Raw genomic sequence first — 20,301 nt, forward strand, 5'->3', positions numbered from 1 at the left:
CAAAAATCAGCCATATAAGGAATCAGCCATATAAGGGACGAACCCAGCAATACGTCCTGAAGTTGCAGCACTCATAACCCTAAGGGAGACAAGCATGAACACCGCTACTTCATTTCGTCGACGCAGCTTACTTGCACGCGGCATGGCCCTGGCCGCCCTCAGCTCTGCGGCTTTGGCGCTAAGCCCCCTCAGCGCATCGGCCCAGCAGTGGCCCGAAAAACCCGTTACCGTCATCGTCAACTTCCCCGCCGGCGGCGCCGCCGACCGTATTGCTCGCGCCATCACCCAGCCTCTGAGCGAGGTACTGGGACAATCGTTCGTGGTCGAAAACAAGGGAGGGGCCGGCGGGAACATCGGCGGCGACGCCGCCGCCAAATCCAAACCTGACGGCTACACCTTTCTGATGTCTTCGGGCGGCATGGTGTCAGTCAATCCGCTGATCTACAACAACATGACGTTTGACCCCATGAAGGACCTGGTGCCGGTAGCCGCCGCCGCCCGAGTCCTGGTGTTCCTCGAAACCAAACCTGACATTCCGGCAAATACCGTCCAGGAATTCATCGATTACCTCAAGAAGCACCCGGGCGAACTCGACTTCGGATCACCTGGCAATGGCTCATCGCCCCACCTGGCAGGCGAGCTCTTCAAGGAGATGGCCGGGGTTGATGCGGTACACATACCGTATCGGGGCGCTGCGCCGGCCATGCGCGACCTGTTGGGAGGGCAGATCGATTTCATGTTCGACCCCGGAATCGGCCTGGCCAGTGTCGAAGCCGGCAAACTGAAATTGCTAGCAATCGGCAGCATGCAACGTTCAACACGCTTTCCCGATGTACCCACCCTGCACGAAGCCGGGCTGACCAACTTCGATGCTGATACATACTTCGGGTTCTACGCCCCGGCCGGAACGCCGCCCGAAATCATCCAGAAAATGAACACCGAAATCAACAAGATTGTCGAATCCGAGGATTTCAGGAAAACCCTGGCTGTGATCGGCGCTGAGCCTGCACCCATGACTCCCGACGAGTTCCACCAAAAAGCCGTCGATGACGCAGAACGCTTTGGCAAACTCATAAAGGAGCGCCAGATCATGGGCGGCTGACGAACCGCACCTTGCCTGGCGGCAGCACCAGTTCCGAGGCAGAAAGCAACGTAGCTGTCTGCCTCTTTAATACATTCAGCTCGCTGAAATACCTCGCACCTGGGGTATGCTTTGGCTATTATTACCAGATGCAAGACCAACGTCCTCGCCTGCCGAACCTTCCCGCACGTGCGAGCGCAGGCTTCCGGCCGCCCGATATCGATGCCTGTGAAACATAAGCGGCCGATTCCAAACAACCTACTTAGCCCTGGAGAAAATAATGTCTTCGATTTCCCTGCTTATAAACGGCCAGAAGAAGGCCGCCAGCAATGGCGCCACCTTTGAGCGTTGCAATCCGCTTGACGGAAAAGTCGCCACGACAGCCCCGGCCGCCACAGTTGAAGATGCCGTCGCTGCCGTCGAAGCCGCCTCCAAGGCATTTCCTGCCTGGGCCGCCATGGGCCCGACCCAGCGCCGCTCACTGCTCATCAAGGCCGGCGAAGCACTGATGGCCAAAGAAAAAGAATTCGTCGAAGCCGTCGCCAACGAAACGGGCGCATCGGCGATGTGGGCATCGTTCAACGTGCAGCTTGCGGCCAGCATGTTTGTTGAAGCGGGTTCACTTACGACTCAAATTCATGGCGAAATCATTCCGTCCGACGTTCCGGGCAGCGTGTCCATGGGTGTACGCCAGCCAGCCGGTGTTGTGCTGGGAATGGCGCCATGGAACGCTCCTGTCATCCTGGGTGTTCGTGCAGTTGCCACCCCGCTGGCATGTGGCAACACTGTGGTGCTCAAGGGCTCTGAAATCTGCCCGGCCACACACGGCCTTATCATTGAAGCCCTGATCGAAGCCGGTTTCCCCGAGGGCGTTGTCAACTTCATCACCAACGCCCCCGCCGACGCCGGAGAGATCGTTGAGGCCATGATTGCGCATCCCGCAGTCCGCCGCGTCAATTTCACCGGCTCCACCCGCGTGGGCAAGATCATCGCCGGCACTTGCGCCAAATACCTCAAGCCATCCGTGCTCGAACTGGGAGGCAAGGCACCGCTGGTCGTGCTGGACGACGCCAATATCGACGACGCCGTCAATGCTGCCGCTTTCGGAGCATTTGCCAACTCCGGCCAGATCTGCATGTCCACCGAGCGAATCATCGTCGACGAAAAAATTGCCGACGAATTCGTATCGCGCCTTACCGAAAAAGCCAAGAACCTGCCTCTGGGCGACCCGCGCAAGGGTCCTGTCGTGCTGGGATCGGTGGTTGACATGGCCACAGTCGAGCGGTGCAACGCCCTGATCGATGATGCACTGGCAAAAGGCGGCAAATTGCTTTGCGGCGGTAAAGCCGAAAACACGCTTATCCCCGCCACCCTTATCGACAACGTCACCTCAGACATGAAGATATACAGCGACGAGTCGTTCGGCCCTGTCAAGGGAATCGTACGTGTCAACGGTGTCGAAGAAGCCATTGCCGTCGCCAACGACAACGATTATGGCCTGTCCGCTGCCGTCTTCGGCCAGGACTCCGCCCGCGCCTGGCAGGTAGCTGCGCGCATCCAGTCCGGTATCTGCCATGTAAACGGCCCAACTGTTCACGACGAAGCCCAGATGCCCTTCGGAGGCGTCAAGGCCAGCGGATTCGGACGTTTCGGCGGAAAGGCCGGCATCCACGAGTTCACCGAACTGCGCTGGATCTCGGTTCAAACCACGCCTCGCCACTATCCCTTCTAAGGCGGTCACGCAAAGTCAAGCCTGGGCCGGGGCCGGCCGCCCGCTCCAGGCAGGCCGAAAGGTGGAGTGCCAGTCCAGAAAAAACAAGCCGTCGCTGTTCCAGCAGCGACGGCTTGTTTTAACTTCTGACCCGATAACGACCAATGTTTTCAGATGATCCGGTGACCCCCCCGGGTCGAATCGGATCTGACAACATCAATAGTTATCAAGCACCGCACCAGTGCTGGCGCTGGAGCAATTCTGCGCAAACTTGGCCTGCACGCCGCGCGTATATCGTGGGGCCGGCGGGCTCCACGATTCGCGACGATGGGCAAGTTCGCTATCGGGCACGTGCAGCTCCAGAAGCTGCTGATGTGCATCTATGGTGATGGAGTCACCCTCTTGGACCAGCGCAATGTTGCCGCCGACGGCGGCTTCGGGGGCGACATGACCTACCACCATGCCCCAGGTTCCACCCGAAAACCGCCCGTCAGTGATGAGGCCCACCGATTCGCCCAGGCCTTCACCAATCAATGCGCCCGTTGGCGCCAACATTTCGGGCATGCCGGGCCCACCCTTCGGCCCAAGATACCGAAGCACCATGACATCGCCGGCCTTGATTTTTTTGGCCAATATGGCGGCAAGGGCAGATTGTTCGTCATCGAACACACGGGCTGGTCCGGTCATGACAGGGGTCTTGAGTCCGGTGATCTTTGCAACACACCCCTCGGGAGCCAGGTTACCCTTCAGTATGGCCAGATGCCCCTCTGCATACAAGGCGTTATTCAACGAACGTATCACCTCTTGATCAGACGAAAGCTCGGCAGGCACCCCCTGTAACTGTTCGGCCACAGTGCGACCACTGATTGTCATGCAGTCGCCATGCAGCAAACCCGCATCCAGCAGCAGCCTCATCACCTGGGGCACGCCACCCGCCCGGTGAAAATCAACGGCCAGATATCTGCCGCTTGGCTTTAGATCGCAGATTACCGGCACCTTCTTGCGCACGCGCTCGAAGTCGTCGATGGTCCATTTCACACCTGCTGCATGTGCAATCGCCAGAAAATGCAGTACTGCATTTGTCGACCCACCAATGGCCATGATGACACTGACCGCGTTCTCGATCGATTCACGAGTGACGATATCGCGAGGCTTGATGTCGTTCTTTATCGCACGCATCAGCACGCGCGCGGACTCGGCCGCCGATTCAAGTTTTTCGTCGTGCACATTTGCCATGGTAGACGAGTAAGGCAGGCTCATGCCCAGTGCCTCGAACGCCGAGCTCATGGTGTTGGCCGTATACATGCCGCCGCACGACCCAGGTCCGGGAATGGCGTGAAGTTCGATACGCTTGAGCTCGCTGTTGCCAAGCCGCCCCGCAGCGTTCTCACCCACCGCCTCAAAAACACTGACGATATTCAGATCCTTGCCGTCGAGCCTGCCGGGGAGAATGGTGCCGCCGTACACAAAAATGCCCGGCACATTCGCACGAAGCATGCCCATCATTCCGCCGGGCATGTTCTTGTCGCAACCGCCAATCACCAGCACCCCGTCCATCCACTGGCCCTGGACACAGGTTTCGACGCAATCTGCAATGACTTCGCGCGAAACCAGGGAATACTTCATGCCCTCGGTGCCCATCGCCATGGCGTCGGAAATTGTGGGCGTGCCGAAGGTTTGAGGATTGCCACCTTCGGCTGCAATGGCTGCCACCGCCGCGTCAGCCAGCTTCTGCAGGCCACTATTGCACGGGGTGATGGTGCTGTGCCCGTTGGCGATACCAACCATGGGCTTGTCGAAGTCTTGCTCGGTGTAGCCCAGGGCATAGAACATCGAACGGTTGGGGGCGCGTTCGGCCCCCTGCGTGATGTGCGACGAGCGCAAACGACGTTTTTCTTGCGGCATGAGGGCCTCTTTGAAAGTAGTCTGAAATCATTCTACTCCCGCATCAGAAAGCCCTGCCACATATCTGCCACTTGCGTGCAGAGATCTATCAGGCGTGAGTCGGCTCGGGCCGGTTGGCCGCCGCTGCCTCGTTGCGTTCCGCCTTGATCCAATCCGCGACCATTTTGCGCATGCGCATGGGCGAAGCATCGATGGCCAGACGAACAGGGGTGGGGTTCACCGAGCGCAATTCGTTCTGGTGAATAGCCTCAAGAATGACCTTGTCTTCGTTGAACGCCACACGAAACTCGGCGGACAATTTCTTGTTGGTTTCTTCGTCAGCCTTGAAGTTCTTGACGTGCAGCCAGTGATCAATGGTGGTGTTTTCGTCGACCGGAGTCATGAAATGACAGGCATAGATCTGAATGCAGTTGTCGCGATTGCCCTCGGGCGCACCAGTACCTGTAGGGGCGCTGCCAAAATCGATTACCGCAATGCTGGGAGCCGTGTAGTGGTAATAATGCCAACGATCGACGTTAGTGGTGAAATTACCGAACTTTTGAAACAGCGGGATGGCGGGTGCATCGTTGATCCAGCGCCAGGTAACCAGCCCTTGCGGCGTTTGCTTCATTTGTACGGGCACGTCTTCACCTGCGGGGGTGCCCAGGGTACTGAGATGCACAAAGCTTACGTGCGCAGGGTCGCAAAGGTTGTCGCACAGGTTCAGGTAATGGCAGCGAATTTCCAGGGCGTCGCCTTCGGCAGAGCTCCATTCGGGGTCGTGATACTGGGGCAGGTCATATACCAGCGACGTGTCGGCCTTGGCCGGGTCCCCCATCCAGATCCACACGAGGCCCATGTTTTCGTGCGTGGGGTATGTCTCGACAGAGGGGCTGCCCACAATGCGTTGCCCGGGAATGCGGATGCAGGCACCCGAGCAGTCAAAGGTCATTCCGTGGTAGCCGCATTCGATCGAATCACCTTTCAGTCGTCCCATGGAAAGGGGCGCCATGCGGTGCGGGCATACGTCCAGATGAGCCACCACCTGACCGTTGCTGGCCCTATACAACACCACATCCTTGCCCACGATGCGACGCTTGGCCAGCTCGTAGGAAATGTCCCGCGACCAAGCAATGGGGTACCAGGTGTTCAATACATACTCAGCCATGTCTGTCTCCGGTGTAGCGCCTGTGAACAACAGGCCAAAAATAATTGCAAAGGGGAAATTCTTTAGCAATAGTTTATGTAGTACTCACTAAATTAACGTATAATATACTGAATGATCATCGTGGTGGCAATGGCTTTTTCCGCGCTGGTGGAAACAGTTGCCGCTCCTTGCAACAAGATCGGCCGGCAACTGAATCCGACATAAAAACATGCCACCTTCGACACAGACATGCCCTCCTCCGACCGCGACCCCGACACTTCCGGCAGCCCACATGCAAACGATGCCACGGTTGAAACACATGCAAAACGCAAGTCACGTCCGCGTTCGGCAAAAGTCACGCGCGAAAACATTCTGCGTGCAGCCAAAAAGATTTTTTCCAGAGACGGCTACGAAGGTGCACGCGTCGAACAAATATCCCGGGCGGCGAAGTCGTACGACAGCCTTATTTACTATTACTTTGGCAGCAAAGAGAGGTTGTTCGTAACCGTCCTTGAAGCCGCGTACAAAGACATTTTCGAAGCAGAGAGAAACCTCGAACTGGACACAGAAGACCCGGTCGGGGCGTTGCGCAAGATCATCGAGTTTCCGTTTCGCTATTACCTTCAGAATCCCGAGGTGATCGTGCTCCTGGGCACCGAGAACCTCCAAAAGGGCAAGCACATCCGAAAGTCCCGTACGGCAGATAAGTACGCGCGTCCGATCATGTCGATTCTGGAAGATGTCATTCAGCGCGGCGTGGACAAGGGCCTGTTTCGCGAAGGGGTAAACAGTCGCAGGCTGTATATGGCAATTACCGCCCTGGGTTACTTTTACGTCTCCAATCGGTACACGTTCTCGGCGTTTCTGAATCTCGATCTCATGGATGGCAAGACGATCGACGACTGGGCCGCCTACATCAGCGATTTGCTTCTGGATTCCGTTCTGAAGAAACAACCGGATGCCACTGGCGCATAAACCGTCTGTTATGCGGCTTTTGCCTGCTGGCCGGCGGAGGCTGCGGCAGGGCCGCATAATGCGGCCCCCTGTTCAAACGGTCAGGTAAGCTCGACGGACCTCTTCGTTATTGGCCAGCTCTTCCATGGTGGCGTGGTAGCGGATCTGACCTTTTTCAAGCACGTAAGCGCGGTCAGAGACCAGCTCGGCAAAATGCATGTTTTGCTCGGAAAGCAAAATGCTGACGCCGCTGGCCTTGAGTTCGAGAATCATGTTCACCATTTGCTCGACGATTACCGGCGCTACGCCCTCGGAAGGTTCATCAAGCAACACCAGGTACGGGTTGCCCATTAATGCGCGAGCTACGGTAAGCATCTGCTGTTCGCCTCCGCTCATGCGCCCGCCAAGGCGTTGCGGCATTTCGCCAAGGTTGGGAAACAGCTTGAACAGGCGTTCGGGTGTCCATTCGGCAGCACCACCTGGCAATTGGGATGAACGCGGCGGCTGCCGCCCTACCGCCAGATTCTCCATGACGGTAAGGTCGGTAAACACGCGCCGGTCCTCAGGAACAAAAGCCAGGCCCAGACGCGCGGCGTGATAAGGCTCGCTACGAGAAATATCGTGGCCCATGAACTTGATGGTGCCGCGGCGCTTGTCCAGCATGCCCATCAGGGCCTTCAGGGTGGTGGATTTTCCGGCGCCGTTGCGGCCCATCAGTGCTACGACTTCGCCCGCCTGCACCTGAAGATCCAGATCGTACAAAATTTGGGCGGCGCCATACCAGGCACGAAGGCCTCTGGCATCCAGCAATGTCTGCGTCGCCGTGGTCATCAAACAGGCTCCTTCTGAGGCGATTTCTTCTCGAATGTCTTGCCCGTGCCGAAATAGACTTCCTGCACGCGCGGGTGATCACGAATTTCAAGCGGCTTGCCCTCTGCGATCAGCCGGCCGCGGGCCAGCACAATCATGCGATCGGCGTAAGCAAAGACCACATCCATGCTGTGTTCGGTAAACAGCACCGCCATATTACGTTCGACCACCAATTGCTTTGTCAGCGCCATCAGCTCGTTGCGCTCTTTCGGTGCCATGCCCGCAGTGGGCTCATCCATCAGCAAAAGCTTGGGATTGTTGGCGATGGCAATGGCCAGCTCAACGCGCTTCACATCGCCGTAAGCCAGATCGGCACAGGGACGATCGGCCTGTTGCGCCATGCCCACCTTGTCCAGCAGCTCTATGGCCTCGTCGCGTTTATGACCTGCGGCCCGACGCCACGTGGAAAGCAGCTTGTTGTCGGCTGACAGCAGGGCCAGCTGCACGTTCTCGACCACGGTAAAGGACGAGAACGTTTCAGCGATCTGAAATGTGCGGCCCACTCCAAGCTTCCAGATATCACGCGGCGGCAGGCCGACAAGCTCGTGTCCGTCTAGCTTGATTGAACCGCGATCGGCGCGAAGCTGGCCGTTGACCATATTGAAGGTAGTGGACTTGCCCGCCCCGTTGGGGCCAATAAGTGCCAGCAGCTCGCCCGGGGCCAGGTCGAAACTGATTTCGTCCACGGCCTTGACGCCACCAAAGGATTTTCCGAGACGGGAAACTTTCAACAGACTCATAGCGATGCCCCTTTAGCGCCGACGTGCTGGGTTCTACGATTGAGGAATGCGTCGTAAACCTGCTTGAGCGTGCCCGCAATGCCCTGCGGGAACAGCAGGACCAGCAGCAAAATGATTCCGCCCAGCATGGCGCGCCAGAAATCGGTACTGCGCGCAACGGTATCGTGCAGCCAGGTAAACGATACGGCACCGACTATGGGGCCGACCAGCGTTTGCATGCCACCCAGAAGCACCATGACCAGACCGTCAATCGACTTGTTGACATGCAGGGTTTCGGGCGCAATGCTGCCTTTGGAGAACGCAAACAAGGCACCCGCCAGGCCGGCCACCATGCCTGCCAGGATAAAGCCGTACCAGTGAATGCGCTTGACGTTGATGCCGATGGCATCGGCGCGCAGGAAGGAATCGCGTCCGGCGCGCATGGCATAACCAAACGGCGAGAACAGCACACGCCGCAGCCACAAGATACCGGCGATCACGAGAATCAGGGTCAGGTAGTAATACGTGGTCTTATCTGCAAGCCACTGAGCCGGCCAGATACCGGTCATGCCGTTGCTGCCGCCCGTAACATCGTCCCACTGGAAGACAATGCCCCAGGTTATCTGCGCCACCGCAAGCGTCAGCATTGCCAGGTACACGCCCGAAAGACGGACACAGAACCATCCGTATATGAACGCGCCCACCGCCGCAACAAACGGGGCCACGATCAGGGCCGCTTCCATGGGCAAGCCCAACTGCTTTACGAGCAGCGCTGCACCATAGGCGCCCAGGCCAAAGTAGGCGGCATGACCGAAAGAGTGCATTCCACCGGGCCCCATGATGAAGTGCAAACTGACTGCAAACAGCGATGCCACCAGCAAGTCGATCAGCAATACAGTGACGTAGGGCGAGTCGATTGTCAGCACAGGCAAGGCCAGCAGTATCGCGACGAACAAGCCGGCGCCGATCTTGAAGCGCGCGCTTGCCGGGATAAGAGGCTTTTCACCTGCGCTGTTTTTGTGACCTGGTCGTTGGGGCCGGCCGAACAAGCCCCATGGCCGCAATATGAGTACCACCGCCATCACAATGAATTCGACCACAAGCGTCAGCTTGGTAAACGACACGGTAACGCCCAGAATTTCAACGACACCCAGCCACACGCACAGTGCCTTGAGTTCGGCGATCAGCAGTGCAGCTACATAGGCACCTGGGATCGACCCCATGCCGCCTACCACGACAATGACAAAGGCGGCACCAATGATGTGAATGTCCATTTCAAGGTTGGCCGGCTCGCGCGGCAACTGCAACGCGCCGCCCAATGCTGCCAGCGCAGCGCCCAGCGCAAACACTGCTGTAAACAGCCATGCCTGGTTTACGCCCAGGGCGCTGACCATGGCGCGGTCTTGTGTGGCGGCACGAACCAGCGTGCCCCAATGGGTACGCGTGAGCAGCAGCCACAGCAAGCCCAGCACCACCGGCCCTGCGGCGATCAGGAAAAGATCGTAAGTTGGAAACTGGCGCCCCAGAATCTCGACCGCCCCTTCAAGACCAGGCGCCCGCGGCCCAAGCAGCTCTTCGGGACCCCAGTACCAAAGGACAACGTCGCGCAGGATCAGAGCCACAGCAAAGGTGGCCAATAACTGAAAAAGCTCTGGTGCATGATAGATGCGGCGCAGAAGAAGAATTTCGATCAGAGCGCCGAGCACTCCCACGAGAATGGCTGCCAGCAATATCGCCGGCCAAAAACCAAGACTTTCTTCCAGTTCGAACACCAGCGAGTAGGCAACATAAATGCCCACCATGTAGAACGAGCCATGCGCGAAGTTGACGATGCGCGTGACACCGAAAATAAGAGATAAACCCGCCGCTACCAGAAAGAGCGACGAGGCGCCGGCCAGCCCGTTAAGCAGCTGTACGATAAAACCGGAAATATCCATGACGACGACCCGCAATAAAGATAATGAAATCAGGGCTATTCAAAGGGAAGGGCGGTTCGCAGGCACGGGTGGAGTCACCACCCGTGCCCTCGCCTCTTGTATCGTTCAAACGCCCTTGCAGAATTACGAAAACATCAGTCCACTGCGGGGCGCAGGGCTTTCACCTCTTCGTCGCCAGGCAACAACTTGCCGCCATCGATGTACTCGCCAGTGGGCATGGAACCTTTGCGGCCCTCGTTGACCAGGCGACCCACGTGCAGGCCGAAGGTGGACTGATTGTCGATCTCGCGGAAGTGTGCAGGACCAAACGGCGTGTCGAACTCCAGCCCCTTGAACGCCTTGATCAGGGCTTCGGTGTCGGTGGAGCCGGCCTTTTTGATGCCCGCAGCAATCGCCTGCACGGTGGCGTAGGCGATGACCGAATTTAGTCGCGGGTACTCGCCATACTTGTCTTCATACGCCTTCTTGAACGCATTGTGCTCGGGGGTATCGATGCTGGTGTATGGGTAGCCAGTAACAATCCAGCCATCGGGCGCGTCACCGCGCAGCGGATCGAGGTATTCAGGTTCGCCGGTGAGCAAGCTTACGACTTCACGATCCTTGAACAAACCACGGGTTTTGCCTTCGCGAGCGAATTTGGTCAGATCGGGACCAAACAACACGTTGAAAATGGCGTCGGGCTTGGCATCTTCCAGAGCCTGCACAACCGGGCCCGCATCAAGCTTGCCAAACGGCGGTGCCTGCTCGGCCACGAATTCAACATCGGGCTGCAATTTTTTGAGTTCTGCCTTGAAGGCGGCCACAGCAGCCTGGCCGTACTCGTAGTTGGGGTAAATAAGTGCCCAGCGTTTCTTGTTAAGAGCGGCTGCCGCGGGTGCCACCGACGCTGAAAGCTGGTGAGTGCCATAACGCATGCGGTAGGTGTAACGATTGGCGTTTTGCCAGATCACCTTGTCGGAAAGCGGGCCCGACGCCAAAAAGAATATCTTGCGCTGCTTGGCATAGTCAGCTACAGCCAGGCCCACGTGCGACAGGGTTACGCCGGTCAGAAAATCAACACCCTCGCGAGACACGAGTTCTTCCGCTATCCGGACGGCCTCCCCGGCGTTCGCGTTGTCATCACGAAAAATTGTTTCAAGTCTTTTGCCCAGTACACCCCCGGCGGCGTTGATTTGCTCTTGCGCCAGTTCCCAACCCTTCTTGTAGGGGCCCATGTTGGCGGGCAGGGCCTTATAGCTGTTGATTTCGCCGATGAGAATCACATCGTCGGATTTGGCATGAGCGGACCCGGAAATTCCGGCCATCGTTGCCGACAAAGCCGTAGCAACGGCCAGTATTTTTAAGAACTTCATGGTTTTCTCCTGAAGTATGCAGCGTGCAGGATTGTTGTTGATATGTCGGGCCAATTTCCGAGCCCGCGAATTCGAAAATGTAGCCGCTACTAAATAAAAATGTAGTGGTTACTAAATACGCTAAAAAATACTAAGGGAATAATTTCGCGCGCGCAATGTGGGTAAGCCCTTATAGTTCGATTTTTTCCGGGCCAGCTGTAACTTTTTGAAAGGGCGCCCCTTACAGGCGCGAAAACCCGCTGCAAAGTGGCTTTACCACCAGGTCAGGGTCAACCAGACCACAACAGGAATGGTCGCCAGTGCCATGACGTTCCCCAATAGCACGACACCGGCCACGATTTGCGGGTCGGCACGATACTGCTCGCACAACATGTAGTTCAGTACCGCGGGTGGCAACATGGCCGACAGTACGACCAGACGGGTCCATTCGGGAGTAAGGGGAAGCAACCAGACAACAAGTGTCACGGACAATGCGCCGGCCAGCAAATACACGACGTTGATGCGCAGGGCCAGGCCCAGATGCTGGATGCGGTCTTGAGAGATCCGCACTCCCAGGGTGAAAAGCATGAGTGGAATGGCGAGATGGCCGAGCATTTCCACCACCGTCAGCAAAAAGACCGGTAACGAATCCCGGTACGGAGCCAGCGCGACACCCAGTACGGCTGCCCAGATATTCGGGTTGCGCAGCCACATCCATCGACTGCTCTTGGGCGACAGCAGATATAGTCCCAGGGAAAACTGCAGGAGATTCGAAAGGACAAACAAGACAACGATGCCGCCCAGCTGGTCTCTTCCGTACGCCAGCATCATCAGGGGAATGCCGACATTGCCGGTGTTGCGGAACATGCCGGAAAGCAAAAAGGCGCGGCGAACAAGGCCTGGCCTGGGAACCAGGGCCAAAAAGAGGCCGGGCACAACGATAATCAATGCGCCGGCCACCACAAGCGGCCAACTATCGACAAGATTGACCGGATTATCCAGCAGCGCTGCAAAGACGAGCGCGGGACAAAACAGCATGACATTGGCGTAATTGATAAACGCCATGTCGGGCGGCCGGGCCTGACGCCGGCCAAAGAGAAATCCTAAAGCTGCCACTGACGCTACAGGCAATACTATGTTCAGCAGCGTCAGCAGCATGCTTGTGCCGGCAGGCTTTTAACGCCTGCGCAGCTGGCTGACGTCGCGAACGGCGCCGCGATCTGCCGAAGTGGCCAGCGCGGCGTAGGCCTGCAAAGCCTGCGACACGTAGCGTTCGCGGTCTACGGGCTGCCAGGCCTTGTCGCCACGTGCTTCCATGGCGGCGCGGCGGTCGGCGAGTTCCTGCTCACTGATGGCAAGATGAATGCGCCGATTCGGAATATCGATTTCAATTGTGTCGCCGTCTTCCACCAGACCAATGTTTCCGCCTTCGGCAGCTTCGGGAGAAGCATGACCGATTACGAGCCCCGACGACCCGCCGGAAAAGCGGCCGTCAGTCAGCAGCGCAGAACTGGCTCCCAGACCCATCGATTTGAGATACGAGGTGGGATACAGCATCTCTTGCATGCCCGGGCCGCCTTTGGGGCCTTCGTAGCGAATGATCACAACGTGCCCTGCCTTGACTTCGCCGCCAAGAATGCCTTCGACGGCGGTGTCCTGGCTCTCGTAGACTTTTGCCGTACCGGTGAAGGTCAGGATGCTTTCGTCGACACCGGCGGTCTTGACAATACAGCCATTGGGCGCAAGATTGCCGTACAGCACAGCCAGCCCGCCGTCTTGCGAATAGGCGTTCTCGCGCGAACGAACGCAACCGCTCTTGCGATCGAGGTCGAGCGAGTCGAAATATTTATTCTGACTGAACGCGACCTGCGTCGGTACACCGCCGGGAGCCGCCTTATAGAAATTAAGGACCTCTTCGCTTGCATGCCCGCTGTTGATGTCCCACTGATCAATGGCCTGACGCAGCGTACCTGCATGCACATTGCCAACGTCCAGATTGAGCAGCCCGGCCCGGGCCAGCTCGCCCAGGATGCCGAAGATGCCGCCTGCGCGGTGGACGTCTTCCATATGGTATTTTTCGGTAGCAGGAGCTACCTTGCTAAGACAGGGTACGCGTCGCGAGATACGGTCGATATCAGCCATGGTGAAATCGACTTCGGCCTCTTGTGCCGCTGCAAGCAGGTGAAGCACGGTGTTCGTCGAGCCTCCCATGGCCACATCAAGGGTCATGGCGTTTTCAAAGGCTTCAAACGTGGCGATGCTTCGCGGCAGAACCGATTCGTCATTCTGCTCGTAGTAGCGCTTGCACAGATCGACCACCAGCTTGCCGGCGTTTTCAAACAAGGTCTGACGCAGGGCGTGTGTGGCCAGCAACGACCCGTTGCCCGGCAGGGCCAATCCCAGGGCTTCGGTCAGGCAGTTCATGGAGTTGGCGGTAAACATCCCTGAACATGAACCACAGGTGGGGCAGGCGCTACGCTCGATGGTCTGGACTTCAGCGTCGCTGACCTGTGTGTCGGCCGCTTTGACCATGGCATCTACCAGGTCGAGCTTCATCAATATCTTCTTGGTGCTCGAGTCGATGACCTTGCCGGCTTCCATGGGCCCGCCTGACACAAAAACCACCGGAATGTTCAGCCGCATGGCGGCCATCAGCATTCCCGGAGTGATCTTGTCGCAGTTGGAAATGCAGACCATGGCGTCCGCACAATGAGCATTGACCATGTATTCGACCGAGTCGGCGATGAGCTCGCGCGACGGCAAGGAATACAGCATGCCGCTATGGCCCATGGCGATGCCGTCATCGACGGCTATGGTATTGAACTCCTTGGCGACCCCGCCCGCCGCTTCGATCTGGCGTGCCACCAGTTGGCCCATGTCCTTGAGATGGACGTGACCGGGTACAAACTGGGTGAAGGAGTTGACGACAGCGATAATCGGCTTGCTGAAGTCGTCGTCTTTCATGCCGGTGGCACGCCACAGGGCACGCGCGCCGGCCATGTTACGGCCGTGAGTCGAGGTACGGGAACGATATTGCGGCATTTGAAGGCTCTAAGCAGGTTACGGGTAGCACCAAGTTTACCAATTTACATTCAGACCATTTCTTCGCCGCTTCTGCGTGCAGCCCGCATGTCACGGATAAGGGCAACGATGAGCATGATCAGGATACCCGTTGAGATAACGGGCCAGATCAAAATGTAGACGCTTAATCCCAATGCATTCATAAATTTTCTCCGGTTGCAGGATTTATTGCTGAAAAGCCACGACCCTTTCGTCAAGCAGATCAAAATCAAAACGCTCGTTCGAGCGCAGGCTGATGGCGACACAAACGATGGCACTTACGCCGTAGGCGGTCAGCGAGCTGAGCAAGACAACATAATCACGCAAGAATCCGACGCTGAAGGGCGCCAGCACCAGCATCGTCAGGCCGCCCATCACAAGGCCCGCGGTTTTTCCAAAGAATCCAAAAGCCATCAGACCGATGACGATGCCGCCCCCGACTGAAGCCAGCAGTTCGAATACGACGGCCACAAGACCCTGCAGGGGCAGAAGTTCAAAGCGCAACAAGGTAAACACGGTGACGGCGCAGATGACTGCCCAGGTAAAAGCCTTGTTGGTGATGCGGTCCCAGTAGAAGCTCATGATGACCGGGAACACGATGGCTCCCCAAAGAGCTCCGACGAACACCAGCATCACCAGAATATCCATGCGCAGGCTGGCAAATATGATTCCTATCATAGTGGCCACGATCATGGTCATGCGACCCCAGAAAAGCATGCGAGCCGGATCCGGCCGTCCTTTGGCCAGGTTCTTGCCATAGATATCCGTCATCACAATCGCGGACAAGGCTGAAAGGTCGGAATCTGCCGTCGATGACAATGATCCGATCACCAGAATGAAGAACAGACCAATTGCAAATGGTGGCAAATAGGCCGAAGCCATCTGCGGAATGATGTTGTTGAGATTTCCGTCGGCAGGCTCAAGACCGACGAACAAGGCAAGCAGACCCAGCATTCCCAGCCCGATGACGATGGCTCCGTAGCCCACGGTCGCCGAGATGAAGGTCGGCCTGATCAGGTCTTCGCGCACTGCAAACAAGCGTTGCGCGATCGTCTGATTCCCAATGGCATAGGCAAGAACGGCAACCAGATACGGCGCACCCTGATTCAGGAACGCCTCGGAAGAAAAGAAACTCGCCTGCTGGTCGGTCAGTGTTGACATATTTGCCGCCAGCATCTCGGTACCCCCCACATTGAAGAAGATGATGGGAATGATGACCACGGCCGAGACGATCATGGCAGCAAGCTGGGCAAAGTCCGTCATGACCGAGGCCCGGAAACCCGACCAGATCGTGTAAGAAAGCACGCCCACACCCGCGATCAGGACCCCTTGCACGAAGCTGAGAGGACTCAGAATGGAAACCAGTGCCCCAGCCGCCGTGAAGTTCACCATAAGACTGATACAGCTGCCAACAAGATTGGACACGGCCATTATGAGTTGACTGGACTTTCCGTGGCGCGCATGCATGACTTCGGCCAGGGTATGGGCCTTTGGCGCAAGTTGCCGGAACCGGCGGCCAAACGGATAAATGAACAGAATCATCAAGGCACCCCACAAGCCGTAATGGATCGGCCCGGAAACGCCATATCGATAGCCTGCACTGGCACTGGCGTAAAACGAGGCTGCCCAGATCCAGGTGGCAATCATGCTCGCCGCCGACAGGCCGAATCCGATGGCGTTGTTCGACACCATGTAGCCGTCAACGTTTTCCTGCTTCTGCCGAATGGTCAACGACATCAAGAAGGTAATTGCGTAAAAGCCAACCAGCAGCAATACGGCCGTTAACCCTGATAACTGAAATAGCTCTGTGTCCTGCATGAAACAAGATCCTTTTATGATTGATTTTCTATGGACGACACAACGCAGGGCGGGCCCACCAGGGCCCGCAACAATAAAGGCACGTTGTCGACGGCCACACCAAGGCAGCGTCAGTCACGTATACGTGCATGACGCTCCTGCGAGTACTTATTGAGTACCTTGACCGTACGTGATTCGTACGTTTGTGCGGTTCATAGAACCGTTGATATCGACGGATACCGCCGAGCCATCGCACGATGGCAATTGACAGAGCCCAAGAAATAGAACGAACTTAGGCTCGAATAAAAGCGTTTAAACAGCTGATGCCGTAAAATAACAAAGGCATGAGTATACGCACCAGGCCACATTATGTCTAGTCAAATAATACGTACACTAATCTTTTATCAGGCGTACACGCTGTAATTAAGAAAAGTCTTACACAAGACTGAAGCTGTTTTGCAAGGGATATCACCGATGCGCGAACGTAGATGCATGTGTCATGCTAGGGCAGGTTTGCCACGGTGGCCCTTGTGCTTTCCAGCAAACTTCGACCCAGTCGCACAATTGCAATCTGCCTGTGCAACGATAAGGGCTTTCGTAACGCCGGCCATGTTTTCAACAACCGGATGTTCAACCAGGAATCTCAATGTCCGCAACGAATAAAACTCTTGCTCCGTACCGCACCTGGAAAGTCAAGCCTTACACACTCTCCCCCGAAGCACGACTCGTGCAGCAGCGCGCAGAACAAGCCCAGCCGCCCATGATCTCGCTACATACAAGCAAAAACAGCGATCGCCGCGCCAAAAAAGAAGACACCATCGCCACCTAGCCCAAAAGCCGCTCAAAGCGTACCTTCCAGCTGGTAGCGGCTGCCGGGATACCACATGGTCGCCACCGATGCGACCTGATCACCCGACAACGTGGTTCGATTCAGAACCAGGCAGGGCTCACCCTCGGGAATCTGCAGCATCCGCGCGATATCCCGAGGCGCACTCATGGCCTCGACGCTATAGCGTACACCCTGTAAGGGGGCCACGATCATCAGGTACTCGTTGGCGGTAGTGACAGAAAAGTCCTGCTCCAGGTAGTCGGGGCCCACCACGGCGTTGACCCATCGGTCCTCGACCTGGATCGGAACGCCGTTGTCCAGGTGCACGATCACCGAATGAAACAGCGGATGCCCGGCAGCGACCTCAAACTTCTGGGTAAGCGGATCCTGCGCCTTGAGACTGTCAAGAAGATGTACCTCGCAGCTATGCTCATGACCGCGTTCGCGTACTTCATCCGCAATGCTGTTGATCGCAATCAGCGTGGCCTGGTATTTTTGCTTGGCCACATAGGTGCCCGAGCCTTGCACACGTGTCAGCACCCGCTCGGCAGTCAGCTCCTTGACCGCGCGGTTGACTGTCATTCGCGAGACGCCAAACTTCCTGGCCAGAGCCTCTTCAGTGGGAACTACGTCCCCTTCCTTCCATTTGCCCTTTTCGATCCCCGCAATCAGGTAGTTCTTGATCTCCAGATAGCGGGGAATGTCCCGTTTCTTGCTGCGCACGCTGCCTCCGTAAACCACTATTGATGCAACCAATCTTATTTGATAGAGTTCTGTATGATAAAGTTGTATATACAACTTAACAACTTTCAAGCGACGTGGTCAACTAACAGGAGAGACAACAATGAAACGTCTTCTAACCACCAGCAAGCTGGCGCTGGCCCTGGCTGTTTCAGCCGCTTTCGCCGCCCCTTCGGCCATGGCCGATATCAAGATCGGGCTTAATGTCCCGCTAACGGGCTTTGCAGCCTTTGACGGCAATTCCGCTCATATCGGAGCTCAGCTTGCCGTCGAGAAAGCCAACGCAGAAGGCGGCATCAACGGAGAGAAAATCCAGTTGATCGCTTATGACGATCAGGCCTCTGCCAAGGAAGCGACCCCGGTTGCCACCAAGCTGATCGAGCGCGATCAGGTCGTGGGTGCCGTATCAGGTTCGTATTCGGCTGCCACCCGCCCTGCTGCACAGATATTCCAGGCGGCCAAGGTTCCCTACGTGGTTGCCTATTCGATTGACCCCAGCGTCACGCAAACCGGCGATTACATGTTCCGCGTTTCATCCATGGGCGAAGTCCAGGGACGTGGTGGTGCCAAGCTGGTCCATGAGCTGGGCAAAAAGCGTGTCGTGCTCGTTACGCTAAAGAACGATTTTGGCCAGACCCTGGCGCGCGGCTTCAAGGACGCTGCCAAGAAGTTCGACCTGGACATCGTCAGCGAATATGAATACGACATCAAAGATCGCCAGTTCGGCTCCCTGATCGCCAAGGTCAAGTCTGACAACCCGGAAGTCATCTATGCTTCGGGCTATTACTTCAACGCCGGTCCCCTCGTGTCGCAAATGCGTGCTGCCGGCGTAACAGTACCCATCATCGGCCAAGAAGGCTACGACAGCGAAAAGTTCATCGAGATCGCCGGCAAGGCCGCTGAAGGAACGCTGTTGGTAACGTCGCTGGATCGCGATTCCGATGTCGCCGAAACCAAGGAGTTCCTCGAGAAGTTCCGCGAAAAGGCCGGCTTTGGTGCTGACATGGTGGGCGCATCCACCTACACTGCCACCGCCATTCTGATCGAAGGTCTGCGCAAGACCAATGGCAAGGGCGGCGAAGCATTGCGCGACGCCATCGCAGAGGGCACCTACACCATGCCTATCGGTGAACTCAAGTTCAACGATCTGCATGAAGTCAGCAAAGACCTGCAGGTACAGGTTGTCAAGGATGGCGCTTTCCGTCGCCACTCTGTCCTGCACGATCCCGAGCTTCTTGCACCTCCCAGCAAGTAAGTTGCTTTAAATGACGCGCCGCGCGGGGCGGCGCGTTTATTCTCCAAAGAAGAAGGCCAAAAGGCTGCCCCAGCAGGGGCGGCTTCCTTCAATAAGACCTATCCAGGAGCCGCTATGCTCTTTGTCGAGCTCGTCGCACAAGGACTGGTGCAGGGCAGCATCTACGCCCTCATCGCCCTTGGCCTGACCCTGGTGTACGGACTGCTGCGCATCCTGCACATTGCCCACGCCGCCCTGTTTACACTGGGTGGTTACATCGGCGTTATCGCCACCAACGCTACAGGCAGCCTTACGCTGGCCTGTATTGCCGCCATGATTGGCGCCGGCATCGTAGGCGTGATCATTTATCGCCTCTGCTACGAACCCATATTGAATCAGCCCCCCTTCGTTGCGCTGATTGCTTCCATTGGGCTGTATATCGCCTTTGAAGAAGCGTTCCGCATACTGTTTGGTGCGGCCGGCCTCACCTATGACTCCCCACCACTGCAGCAGTACGTGCATGTCTTCGGCGGGCTTCATTTCAGCCTGGCCGAACTGATGGTCATGGGCAGCTCGCTGGCCATCATTGCCGCCCTGGGATATCTCCAAACGCACACCCGCATTGGTATCGCCTGTCAGGCAACCGTCTCCGACCCCCAGATGGCTCAATCTTTCGGCATTCGCCTGCGCACGGTCCGCGACCTCAACTTCTTCGTCGGTTCGGCCCTGGCCGGCTTTGCCGGTGTCTGGGTAGCCTTGCTCAACAACCTCGTCGAACCCACCATGGGCAGCGTGCCTTCATACAAGGCTCTGGCCATTATCGTTCTTGGCGGTATGGGATCTGTCCGCGGCACCTTGATGGCCGCCCTGGTACTCGGAGTCGTCGAATCGTTTGGCACCATCTACCTCGACCAGTGGCTTGACCGCAATGCGGTGGCATTCGCCCTGCTCATTCTCGTACTCATGGTCCGTCCCCAGGGACTTTTCGCTCGACGCTAGGAGACGC

At 57.1% G+C, this 20,301-nt stretch carries 17 protein-coding genes; 6 read left to right on the plus strand and 11 right to left on the minus strand.

The window, feature by feature from the left end; translation table 11 throughout:
• Positions 1–94 precede the first annotated feature (94 nt).
• A complete protein-coding gene (locus Q1J88_RS00730) occupies positions 95–1,102 on the plus strand; it encodes a tripartite tricarboxylate transporter substrate binding protein (protein WP_301115479.1) in 1,008 nt (335 codons plus the stop codon).
• Positions 1,103–1,361: 259 nt separating this feature from the next.
• On the plus strand, positions 1,362–2,813 hold the full coding sequence (locus tag Q1J88_RS00735) for an aldehyde dehydrogenase (protein WP_301115480.1): 1,452 nt from the start codon (positions 1,362–1,364) through the stop codon (positions 2,811–2,813).
• A 195-nt stretch (positions 2,814–3,008) separates the two neighbouring features.
• On the opposite strand, the gene ilvD (Q1J88_RS00740) is transcribed toward Q1J88_RS00735, so the two are convergent.
• Together ilvD (Q1J88_RS00740) and Q1J88_RS00745 are read right to left on the minus strand one after the other, a co-directional pair.
• Complete coding sequence (gene ilvD, locus Q1J88_RS00740) at positions 3,009–4,697, minus strand: dihydroxy-acid dehydratase (RefSeq protein ID WP_301115481.1); 1,689 nt, start codon at positions 4,695–4,697, stop codon at positions 3,009–3,011.
• Between the two features lie 88 nt (positions 4,698–4,785).
• Complete coding sequence (locus tag Q1J88_RS00745) at positions 4,786–5,844, minus strand: aromatic ring-hydroxylating dioxygenase subunit alpha (RefSeq protein WP_301115482.1); 1,059 nt, start codon at positions 5,842–5,844, stop codon at positions 4,786–4,788.
• Between the two features lie 228 nt (positions 5,845–6,072).
• On the opposite strand from Q1J88_RS00745, the gene Q1J88_RS00750 reads away from it, so the two are divergent.
• Positions 6,073–6,798 (plus strand): TetR family transcriptional regulator, encoded by a 726-nt coding sequence (locus tag Q1J88_RS00750; protein ID WP_301115483.1) that lies wholly within the window; start codon positions 6,073–6,075, stop codon positions 6,796–6,798.
• 72 nt (positions 6,799–6,870) lie between these two features.
• On the opposite strand, the gene Q1J88_RS00755 is transcribed toward Q1J88_RS00750, so the two are convergent.
• The 8 genes from Q1J88_RS00755 to Q1J88_RS00790 all read right to left on the minus strand — a co-directional run bounded on the left by Q1J88_RS00755 (position 6,871) and on the right by Q1J88_RS00790 (position 16,512).
• Positions 6,871–7,608, minus strand: a complete 738-nt coding sequence (locus Q1J88_RS00755) for an ABC transporter ATP-binding protein (RefSeq protein ID WP_301115484.1) — start codon at positions 7,606–7,608, stop codon at positions 6,871–6,873.
• Complete coding sequence (locus Q1J88_RS00760) at positions 7,608–8,387, minus strand: ABC transporter ATP-binding protein (protein ID WP_301115485.1); 780 nt, start codon at positions 8,385–8,387, stop codon at positions 7,608–7,610. Before Q1J88_RS00760 ends, Q1J88_RS00755 begins: the two co-directional genes overlap by 1 nt.
• A complete protein-coding gene (locus Q1J88_RS00765; protein ID WP_301115486.1) occupies positions 8,384–10,303 on the minus strand; it encodes an ABC transporter permease in 1,920 nt (639 codons plus the stop codon). Before Q1J88_RS00765 ends, Q1J88_RS00760 begins: the two co-directional genes overlap by 4 nt.
• A 134-nt stretch (positions 10,304–10,437) precedes the next feature.
• Positions 10,438–11,607 (minus strand): ABC transporter substrate-binding protein, encoded by a 1,170-nt coding sequence (locus Q1J88_RS00770; protein WP_301115581.1) that lies wholly within the window; start codon positions 11,605–11,607, stop codon positions 10,438–10,440.
• A gap of 300 nt (positions 11,608–11,907) precedes the next feature.
• Positions 11,908–12,792 (minus strand): AEC family transporter, encoded by an 885-nt coding sequence (locus Q1J88_RS00775; protein ID WP_301115487.1) that lies wholly within the window; start codon positions 12,790–12,792, stop codon positions 11,908–11,910.
• A gap of 18 nt (positions 12,793–12,810) precedes the next feature.
• Complete coding sequence (gene ilvD / locus Q1J88_RS00780) at positions 12,811–14,676, minus strand: dihydroxy-acid dehydratase (protein ID WP_301115488.1); 1,866 nt, start codon at positions 14,674–14,676, stop codon at positions 12,811–12,813.
• 50 nt (positions 14,677–14,726) lie between these two features.
• Positions 14,727–14,858, minus strand: coding sequence for a putative transporter small subunit (locus Q1J88_RS00785; protein ID WP_301115489.1), 132 nt, complete (start codon positions 14,856–14,858; stop codon positions 14,727–14,729).
• A 22-nt stretch (positions 14,859–14,880) separates the two neighbouring features.
• A complete protein-coding gene (locus tag Q1J88_RS00790) occupies positions 14,881–16,512 on the minus strand; it encodes a sodium:solute symporter family protein (protein ID WP_301115490.1) in 1,632 nt (543 codons plus the stop codon).
• A 625-nt stretch (positions 16,513–17,137) separates the two neighbouring features.
• Between Q1J88_RS00790 and Q1J88_RS00795 the strand changes: the two genes are divergently transcribed.
• Complete coding sequence (locus Q1J88_RS00795) at positions 17,138–17,320, plus strand: hypothetical protein (RefSeq protein WP_301115491.1); 183 nt, start codon at positions 17,138–17,140, stop codon at positions 17,318–17,320.
• A gap of 12 nt (positions 17,321–17,332) precedes the next feature.
• Here the strand turns inward: Q1J88_RS00795 and hutC are convergent, their stop codons facing one another.
• The gene (gene hutC / locus Q1J88_RS00800) at positions 17,333–18,022 is read right to left on the minus strand and encodes a histidine utilization repressor (RefSeq protein WP_301115582.1); all 690 of its coding nucleotides are present in this window, start codon (positions 18,020–18,022) and stop codon (positions 17,333–17,335) included.
• A 142-nt stretch (positions 18,023–18,164) separates the two neighbouring features.
• Here hutC and Q1J88_RS00805 point away from each other — a divergent pair, with 142 nt between their 5' ends.
• A complete protein-coding gene (locus tag Q1J88_RS00805) occupies positions 18,165–19,316 on the plus strand; it encodes an ABC transporter substrate-binding protein (RefSeq protein ID WP_301115492.1) in 1,152 nt (383 codons plus the stop codon).
• 114 nt (positions 19,317–19,430) lie between these two features.
• The gene (locus Q1J88_RS00810; RefSeq protein ID WP_301115493.1) at positions 19,431–20,294 is read left to right on the plus strand and encodes a branched-chain amino acid ABC transporter permease; all 864 of its coding nucleotides are present in this window, start codon (positions 19,431–19,433) and stop codon (positions 20,292–20,294) included.
• Positions 20,295–20,301: the final 7 nt, after the last annotated feature.

Source organism: Pusillimonas sp., from assembly GCF_029263785.1.
Lineage (GTDB): Bacteria > Pseudomonadota > Gammaproteobacteria > Burkholderiales > Burkholderiaceae_B > Pusillimonas.